The sequence below is a fragment of the Streptomyces sp. NPDC003379 genome (genome assembly GCF_053589195.1).
Genome location: NZ_JBSFRK010000056.1, coordinates 42,053 through 49,699 on the forward strand (window position 1 = coordinate 42,053; position 7,647 = coordinate 49,699).

The following is a 7,647-nucleotide window of genomic DNA, read 5'->3' on the forward strand; positions in this document are numbered from 1 at the left end:
GACCACCATGCCCGAGCACGTGACACCCTCCGCGCCCCGGCTGCGCGGGCTGACCGAACGACGCCTGACCCGGCGCGGCCTGCTGCGCGCCACGCTCGGCGCCGCCGCACTGGCCCCGCTCGCCGCGTGCAGCGTTCCCGGCGCCCGCGTGCACGTCCCCACCGGCAAGGCGGAGATCGCCGCGGCCGTCAGCGACTTCTGGACCGGCAAGAAGAGGGCCGGAAAGCTGGACTTCGTCAACTACACGCAGTACATCGACGTCGACCCCACCGACCAGAGCAAGCACCCCACCCTCGACGCCTTCACCCGCGAGAGCGGCATCAAGGTCGCCTACCACGAGCTGATCGACGACAGCGCCTCCTGGTTCGGCAAGATCCAGCCCGAGTTCGCCTCAGGCCAGGGCATCGGTTACGACCTGATGGTCGTCGGCGGTGACAGCTACCTCACCAAGTACGTCCAGCTCGGCTACCTCGCCCCGCTCGACCACAGCCGGCTGCCCACCTTCGCCCGGTACGGCGGCGCCGCCTTCAAGAACTCCTCCTTCGACCCCGGCAACGTCTACACCGTCCCCTGGCAGTCCGGAATGACCGGCATCGGCTACGACCCGGCGCAGGTCGGCCGGAAGATCACCAGCTGGCAGGACCTGCTCGACCCGAAACTGCACGGCAAGGTCGGCATGTGGAACGACGCGGTGCAGATGGGCAACATCGCCCTGCTGGCCATCGGCGTCGACCCGGAGACCTCCACCCCCGCCGACTGGCGCAAGGCGGCGGCCTGGCTGCGCAAGCAGCGCGACGCCGGCATGGTCCGCTCCTACTCCACCGCGACCTACCAGTCCTCACTCCAGCGCGGCGACCTGGCCGCCTCCCTCGTGTACTCGGGTGACGTCTTCCAGGCCAACCAGAGCGGTTCGGAGCTGGAGTTCGTCATCCCGGAGGAGGGCGGGCTGCTGTGGACCGACAACCTCTGCATCCCCTCGACGGCCTCACACCCCGTCGACGCACTCACCTACATGGACTACGTCTACCGGCCCGAGGTCGCCGCGAAGATCAGCGAGACCGTGCAGTTCGTCTGCCCCGTCCCCGGCGCGCAGAAGGTCATCGCACGCCACGCGGCCGCCGCCACCGGCGAACGGCACACCGTGCTCAAGGCCCTGAGCACCAGCCCCCTGGTCTTCCCGACCGAAGCCGACGAAGCGAAGCTGCGCCACCTGCGGGTGCTCGACCAAGAGGAGGAGAAGCAGTGGAACGCGCTGTTCGAACCGATCTACCAGGCGTGAACCGGCGGCGCCGCGGCCGCGCCGCGGCGCTGGCCCCCTACTGGATGATCCTGCCGGGCTGGCTGTGGCTGGCCGCCTTCTTCATCATGCCCGTGATCGTGATGGTGTCACTGTCACTGCAGACCGGCGACTTCCTCGACGGCTTCCGTCAGACCTGGCACTTCCAGACCTACGCCGACGCGATCAGCACCTACCACGTGCAACTCGTACGGTCGCTGGTCTACGGCGCCGCGGCCACCGTCTCCTGCGCCCTCATCGGCTACCCGGTGGCCTACTGGATCGCCTTCCGGGCCGGCCGGCACAAGTCGGTGTTCCTCTTCCTGCTCCTGCTGCCGTTCTTCGTCTCCTTCGTCATCCGCACCCAGTCCTGGAACGTGGTGCTCGCCGACCACGGCGTCGTGCTCGGACCGCTCAAGGACATGGGCCTGCTCTCCGACGACTTCCACCTGCTGGCCACGCCCTACGCGGTGATCGGCGGACTGACGTACAACTTCATGCCGTTCATGGTGCTGCCGATCTACGTCGCCCTGGAACGGGTGGACCCCAAAGTGATCGAAGCCTCCACCGACCTGTACGCCTCCAAGGCGGGGACCTTTCTGCGCGTGGTGCTGCCGCTGTCGCTGCCCGGCGTCTTCGCCGGAGTGCTGCTGACCTTCGTGCCCGCCTCCGCCGACTACGTCAACGCCGGCATTCTCGGCGGCCCTTCCACGACGATGATCGGCAACATCATCAAAACCGAGTACTTCACCAACCTCGACTATCCCGGCGCCGCCGCCCTGTCCTTCGTCCTGATGGGCGCGCTGCTGCTCGCCGTCTTCACCTATGCCCGGGCCCTGGGCACCGACAACGTGCTGGAGGCGGCCGCGCGATGACCACACAGACCGTCGCCCCACCTCTCGACGCGCCCGCCATATCGCGCAAGCGCAGGCCCCGCCGCCGCCCCACCCTGACCCTGTACACCTTCCTGATACTGGCCTGGCTGCTGCTGCCGATCGCCGTCATGGTCCTGTTCGGCTTCAACGACACCGGCAGCAAGGTGAACTTCACCTGGCAGGGCTTCACCCTGGACTGGTACCGGCACCTGTTCGCCATTCCGAACCTGACCTCCGCACTGGTCAACAGCCTCACCATCGCCCTGATCGTCGCCGTGGTCGCCACCCTGCTCGGCACTCCGATCGGACTGGCGCTCGGCCGCTACCGCTTCCGCGGCCGGGGCTCCGTGGACCTGCTGATGTTCGCCGCCATCGCGGCCCCCGAAATCGCCCTGGGTGCCGCCCTGTTGTCGATGTTCATCGCCATGGGCGTGCCCCGCGGCTACGAGACCGTCGTCATCGCCCACGTGGCGTTCTGCATCCCGTACGTCGCCATCACCGTACGGGCGCGCATGGCGGGGCACGACCCGGCGCTGGAGGAAGCCGCCCGTGACCTGGGCGCGGGACCCTGGACGGCGTTCCGCCTCGTCACCCTGCCGATGCTGCTGCCCGGCGTGGCCTCCGGCGCCCTGCTCTGCTTCGCCCTGTCCATCGACAACTACGTCATCACCAGCTTCAACGCCGGCCGTACGGTCACCTTCCCGCTGTGGGTCTACAGCGCCAGCCGTACCGGCGTACCCCCACAGGTCAACGTCATGGGGACGCTGATCTTCGTCGGCGGTCTGGTCATCGCCGGGGCGAACGTCCTGCTCTCCCGGCGCCGCGCGGCCTGACCGGTCGATGCGAATCTCCTTCCTCCCCACCCTCACCACCCTCAAAGGAAATCACCACCGTGCACTCTTTGCTGTCCTTCAACGAAGCCGAGTTCGTCTCCCAGACGGAGAGCCTCGTGGCGCTGCGCCCGCAGATCGAGAAGGTCGTCGACCGTCTCGTCGACGACGGGTACGACAACGTCCTGCTCGTGGGAGCGGGCGGAACGTACGCGCAGATGTGGCCCTACGAACACCTCGCGCGCCGCACCTCGCTGCTCCCCGTCCGTGCCGCCGTCGCCGCGGAGCTGGTCGTCTCCGGCGACGCCCGCCTCGGTGAGCGCACCGCCGCCGTCTTCACCTCCGTCTCCGGCACGACCGAGGACTGCCTGCGCGCCATCGAGTACTGCAAGTCCCGGGGCGCGCACACGATCGGCTTCACCGGCCTGCCCGACTCCCCCGTCGCCCGGAGCGTCGACACCGCGCTGATATCCGCTCCCAAGGCCTGGCCCTTCGATGTGCAGCTGCTGCTGTTCCTGGGCCGACTGCTGTCCCACCGGGGTGAGTTCGCGGGATACGAGCGCCTCGCCGACGAACTCGCGGCCCTGCCCCGCATCCTGGTGGACGTCGCCCGCCAGGCCGAACCGGTGGCGGAAGCGTTCGCCGACGCCCACAAGGACGACGACTACCACTTCCTCATCGGCGGCGGGAACCTGTGGGGATTCACCTACCTGTACTCCATGTGCATCCTGGAGGAGATGCAGTGGCTGCGCACCACCCGGGTGCACAGCGCCGAGTTCTTCCACGGTTCGCTGGAGCTGCTCGAGGAGCACACCAGCGTGATCGTCTTCCAGGGGGAGGACGAGACGCGGGCGCTCACCGACCGGGCCGAGGCGTTCGCCAAGCGCGTCTCCCAGGACGTCACGGTCTTCGACACCCGCGACTACCCCCTTGAGGGCATCAGCCCCGAGTTCCGCGGGCTGCTCGCCCCACTGGTGCTCGACACCGTGATGGACAGGGTCAGCAAGCACCTGGAGCGGGCCCGCGACCACTCGCTCGACCTGCGCCGCTACTACCGCGTCATGGACTACTGACGGCCGCCGGACCGCTTCCGCTCGTCCATCCACCCCGCGCTCCGGTGCCCCGGCACGGGCGCGCCCATGGCGGGCGCGGCGCTTCCCCCCGGCGCCGCGCCCGCGCCCCGGGAGCCCCTGATGAACGGCCTAGACATCCCCAACCTCCCTAACATCCCGAACGTCCCGAACGTCCCGAACGTCCTCGGCTTCGGTGACAACACCGTCGATCGCTTCGTGGACCGCGGCACCGACTATCCCGGCGGCAACTGTGTGAACGTCGCCGTCTACGCCCATCGACTCGGTCTGTACTCCGCCTACCTGGGGGTGTTCGGCAACGACGACCTCGGCGCCTTCGTACGTACGTCCGTGGCGGCGCAGGGTGTCGCCGTGGAGCGCAGCATGGTGCGCCCCGGCCGGACCTCGGTCTCCACCCTGCATGTGCGGGACGGCGACCGGGTGTTCCTCGGTTACGACGACGGCACCGTCCGCGCGCGACCCGCCTTGGATGCCGGCCTGATGGCGTACGCGGCGTCGTTCGCCCTCGTGCACTCCAGCGTGTATTCGCGCACCGAGTCCGAACTCCCCCGGCTCGCCGCCGCCGGTCCGCTGCTCAGCTTCGACTTCTCCGACGAGGAGGAGTACCGCACGCCCGCCTACCTCGACCGGGTGTGCCCCCACGTGGACCTGGCACTGCTGTCGTGCTCGCACCTGGACGAGGCCGCCACGCGTGCGCTGCTCACCGAAGCCGTGCGGCGGGGCGCCGGGATGGCCCTGGCCACCCGCGGCCTCGACGGAGCGATGGCGTACGACGGTACGGTGACGGTGTCCGCGCCGGCCCGGCCCGCGGACCCCGGCTCCATGTCCGACACGATGGGCTGCGGAGACGCCTTCCTTGCCGGGTTCATCGTGTCGCTCCTGCGCGACGGATGGTCCCGGCCGCTCCCGCCGACCCGCGCGGCACTGGAACACGCCCTGCGCCACGGCTCACAGGCGGCATACGAGCAGTGCTTCACGGAGGCCGCCTTCGGCTGCGGACGCCCCGCGCCGACACCAACGGGGGTGCCGACACCGTCACCGGAAGAGGGCCCGCCCGCGGTGCGGAGTGAGGGGCTCAGCGGTTCACCTCGCCAAAGTCCTTGACAACTCAATTGGTCTGGACCAACTATGCGCACAGCAGCGGTGGCCACCGTCGTTCACTTTCGTCCTTCACCCCTCCCGGGAGGCACTCCGTGGACCGTGTACGTCAGGGCAGACCCGGCGTTCGCCGGAGAATCGGCGCGGCAATCGCCGTCGGTGCGGCCACCGCACTCGCCGTCACCGCGCTCGCCGCACCCGCGCAGTCGGCGCAGTCGGCGCAATCCGCGGACGTCAAAGCGGACGTCAACGTCGTCAAGAACGCCGGCTTCGAGTCGGACCTGAGCAACTGGACCTGCGCCGCGAACAGCGGTACCGCCGTCACGTCCCCCGTGCACGGCGGCACGAAGGCGCTCAAGGCCACCCCGTCGGGCCAGGGCACCGCCGAGTGTTCCCAGATCGTCACGGTGAAGCCCAATTCGACCTACAAATTGACCAGTTGGGTGCAGGGCAGCTACGCCTACCTCGGCGCCCGCGGCACCGGCACCACCGACGTGTCGACCTGGACGCCGGGCAACTCGTCCTGGCAGCAGCTCTCCACCAGCTTCACCACCGGCGCGAACACCACGTCGGTCACCGTGTACACGCACGGCTGGTACGGGCAGAGCGCGTACTACGTGGACGATGTGAGCGTCCTCGGGCCCGACGGGGGCGGCGGTACCGACCCGGTGGAGATACCGGCCGTGCCGACCGGCCTCGCGACGGGCACGACGACGTCCACGTCGGTGGACCTGTCCTGGACCCCGGTGTCCACGGCCACGGGGTACACCGTCTACCGCGACGGCACGAAGGTCGCCTCGTCCGTCGGCGCCTCCACGACCGTCACCGGTCTCGCGCCGGACACCACGTACAGCTTCCAGGTGAGCGCCACGAACGCGGCGGGCGAGTCCGCGAAGTCGACGGCGGTGTCCGCACGGACCGCCAAGGGGAACGGCGGCGGGGACGGCGGCACCGTGCCCAAGCACGCGCTGACCGGCTACTGGCAGAACTTCAACAACGGCGCGACCGTGCAGAAGCTGCGGGACGTGTCGTCGCAGTACGACATCATCGCCGTCTCCTTCGCCGACGCCACCCCCACGCAGGGCCAGATCACCTTCAACCTGGACCCTGCCGTCGGTTACTCCTCCGCCGCCGACTTCAAGGCGGACATCGCCGCGAAGCACGCCGCGGGCAAGTCCGTGATCCTCTCGGTCGGCGGCGAGAAGGGAACCATCTCGGTCAACAGTGACGCCTCCGCGACGGCGTTCGCGAACAGCGCCTACGCGCTGATGCAGGAGTACGGGTTCGACGGCGTCGACATCGACCTGGAGAACGGCCTCAACCCCACCTACATGACGAAGGCGCTGCGCCAGCTCTCCGCGAAGGCGGGATCGAAGCTGGTGCTCACGATGGCGCCGCAGACCATCGACATGCAGTCCACCTCCGGTGGGTACTTCCAGACTGCGCTGAACGTGAAGGACATCCTCACGGTCGTCAACATGCAGTACTACAACAGCGGTTCGATGCTGGGCTGTGACGGCAAGGTCTACAGCCAGGGCAGCGTGGACTTCCTGACCGCGCTCGCCTGCATCCAGTTGGAGGGCGGCCTCGATCCGTCCCAGGTCGGACTCGGTGTCCCGGCGTCGACGCGCGCCGCGGGCAGCGGTTACGTGGCCCCGTCGGTCGTGAACAACGCCCTCGACTGCCTGGCCCGCGGCACCGGCTGCGGCTCCTTCAAGCCGTCGAAGACGTACCCGGCGCTGCGCGGCGCCATGACGTGGTCCACGAACTGGGACGCGACGGCGGGCAACTCGTGGTCGAACTCCGTCGGCCCGAAGGTACACAGCCTTCCGTAGCGAACGGCCTGGCGGGGCGGGGCGGACCAACCACGGTCCGTCCCGCGCCAGTAGTTGATCGTTAGTTGTGCACGCCTTTCCGGTAGCCAGGACCCCGAAGCGGTGACCGAAGGAGGCGAAGAACGCGTCAAGGACGTCACGGGTGCTGGTCGGGGCGGGAAGCCGGCGGCATAGCCGCAGGGCGTACCGGCACCTGCGTGCTGGCCGCCGCGGGGCTGCTCGACGGCCGCCCCGCCACCACACACTGGCGCGAAGCCGACCGTCTGCAGCGCATGTTCGCCACCGCGCGCATCGACCTGTGCCTGCACATCGTCCGCCGCGATCACGGCAGCGACATCGCCAACGAGGTCGCCCGCTCCTGCGTCGTACCGCCCTGGCGCGACGGCGGCCAGGCCCAGTACATCCGGCGCCCCGTCCCCGACTCCACTGCCCCTGGTACCGCCTCCACACAGGCGTGGATCATGGAACGTCCCTCTGAACCCGTCACCCTGGCCGACATGGCAGCTGGGGCTGGTGCCGCCTCGTCGCGACCCCCTCCAGGCACCGCCTCGGCATGCCCCTCCGAGCAGCGCCTGGTGCCGGTCCGGCTCTTCTATGCCTGCACTCTTGCGGCGAGTTGGGGTGTCCATGACTATGGGCCGC

The 7,647-nt window shown here is 69.2% G+C and carries 6 protein-coding genes and 1 pseudogene; all 7 read left to right on the forward strand.

Annotated elements, in window-relative coordinates:
- Window positions 1-7 precede the first annotated feature (7 nt).
- Window positions 8-1,279, forward strand: a complete 1,272-nt coding sequence (locus tag ACWDVB_RS35330) for a polyamine ABC transporter substrate-binding protein (protein WP_451519341.1) — start codon at window positions 8-10, stop codon at window positions 1,277-1,279.
- A gap of 44 nt (window positions 1,280-1,323) precedes the next feature.
- A complete protein-coding gene (locus ACWDVB_RS35335) occupies window positions 1,324-2,151 on the forward strand; it encodes an ABC transporter permease (protein ID WP_451519360.1) in 828 nt (275 codons plus the stop codon).
- Window positions 2,148-2,984, forward strand: coding sequence for an ABC transporter permease (locus tag ACWDVB_RS35340; RefSeq protein ID WP_451519340.1), 837 nt, complete (start codon window positions 2,148-2,150; stop codon window positions 2,982-2,984). Before ACWDVB_RS35335 ends, ACWDVB_RS35340 begins: the two co-directional genes overlap by 4 nt.
- A 59-nt stretch (window positions 2,985-3,043) precedes the next feature.
- Window positions 3,044-4,054, forward strand: coding sequence for an SIS domain-containing protein (locus tag ACWDVB_RS35345; RefSeq protein WP_451519339.1), 1,011 nt, complete (start codon window positions 3,044-3,046; stop codon window positions 4,052-4,054).
- Between the two features lie 120 nt (window positions 4,055-4,174).
- Window positions 4,175-5,176 carry a PfkB family carbohydrate kinase gene (locus ACWDVB_RS35350; RefSeq protein ID WP_451519338.1) on the forward strand — a complete coding sequence of 334 codons (1,002 nt, stop codon included), beginning with the start codon at window positions 4,175-4,177 and terminating at the stop codon, window positions 5,174-5,176.
- Window positions 5,177-5,265: 89 nt separating this feature from the next.
- On the forward strand, window positions 5,266-7,005 hold the full coding sequence (locus tag ACWDVB_RS35355; protein ID WP_451519337.1) for a chitinase: 1,740 nt from the start codon (window positions 5,266-5,268) through the stop codon (window positions 7,003-7,005).
- Window positions 7,006-7,190: 185 nt separating this feature from the next.
- Window positions 7,191-7,517: pseudogene (locus tag ACWDVB_RS35360) on the forward strand (AraC family transcriptional regulator); the annotation flags it as partial.
- Between the last annotated feature and the right edge of the window lie 130 nt (window positions 7,518-7,647).

Bases quoted from the DNA above. Each gene is read 5' to 3' on its own strand.
- ACWDVB_RS35330 (WP_451519341.1), top strand. From the start codon at position 8: ATGCCCGAGCACGTGACACCCTCCGCGCCCCGGCTGCGCGGGCTGACC.
- ACWDVB_RS35335 (WP_451519360.1), top strand. From the start codon at position 1,324: ATGATCCTGCCGGGCTGGCTGTGGCTGGCCGCCTTCTTCATCATGCCC.
- ACWDVB_RS35340 (WP_451519340.1), top strand. From the start codon at position 2,148: ATGACCACACAGACCGTCGCCCCACCTCTCGACGCGCCCGCCATATCG.
- ACWDVB_RS35350 (WP_451519338.1), top strand. From the start codon at position 4,175: ATGAACGGCCTAGACATCCCCAACCTCCCTAACATCCCGAACGTCCCG.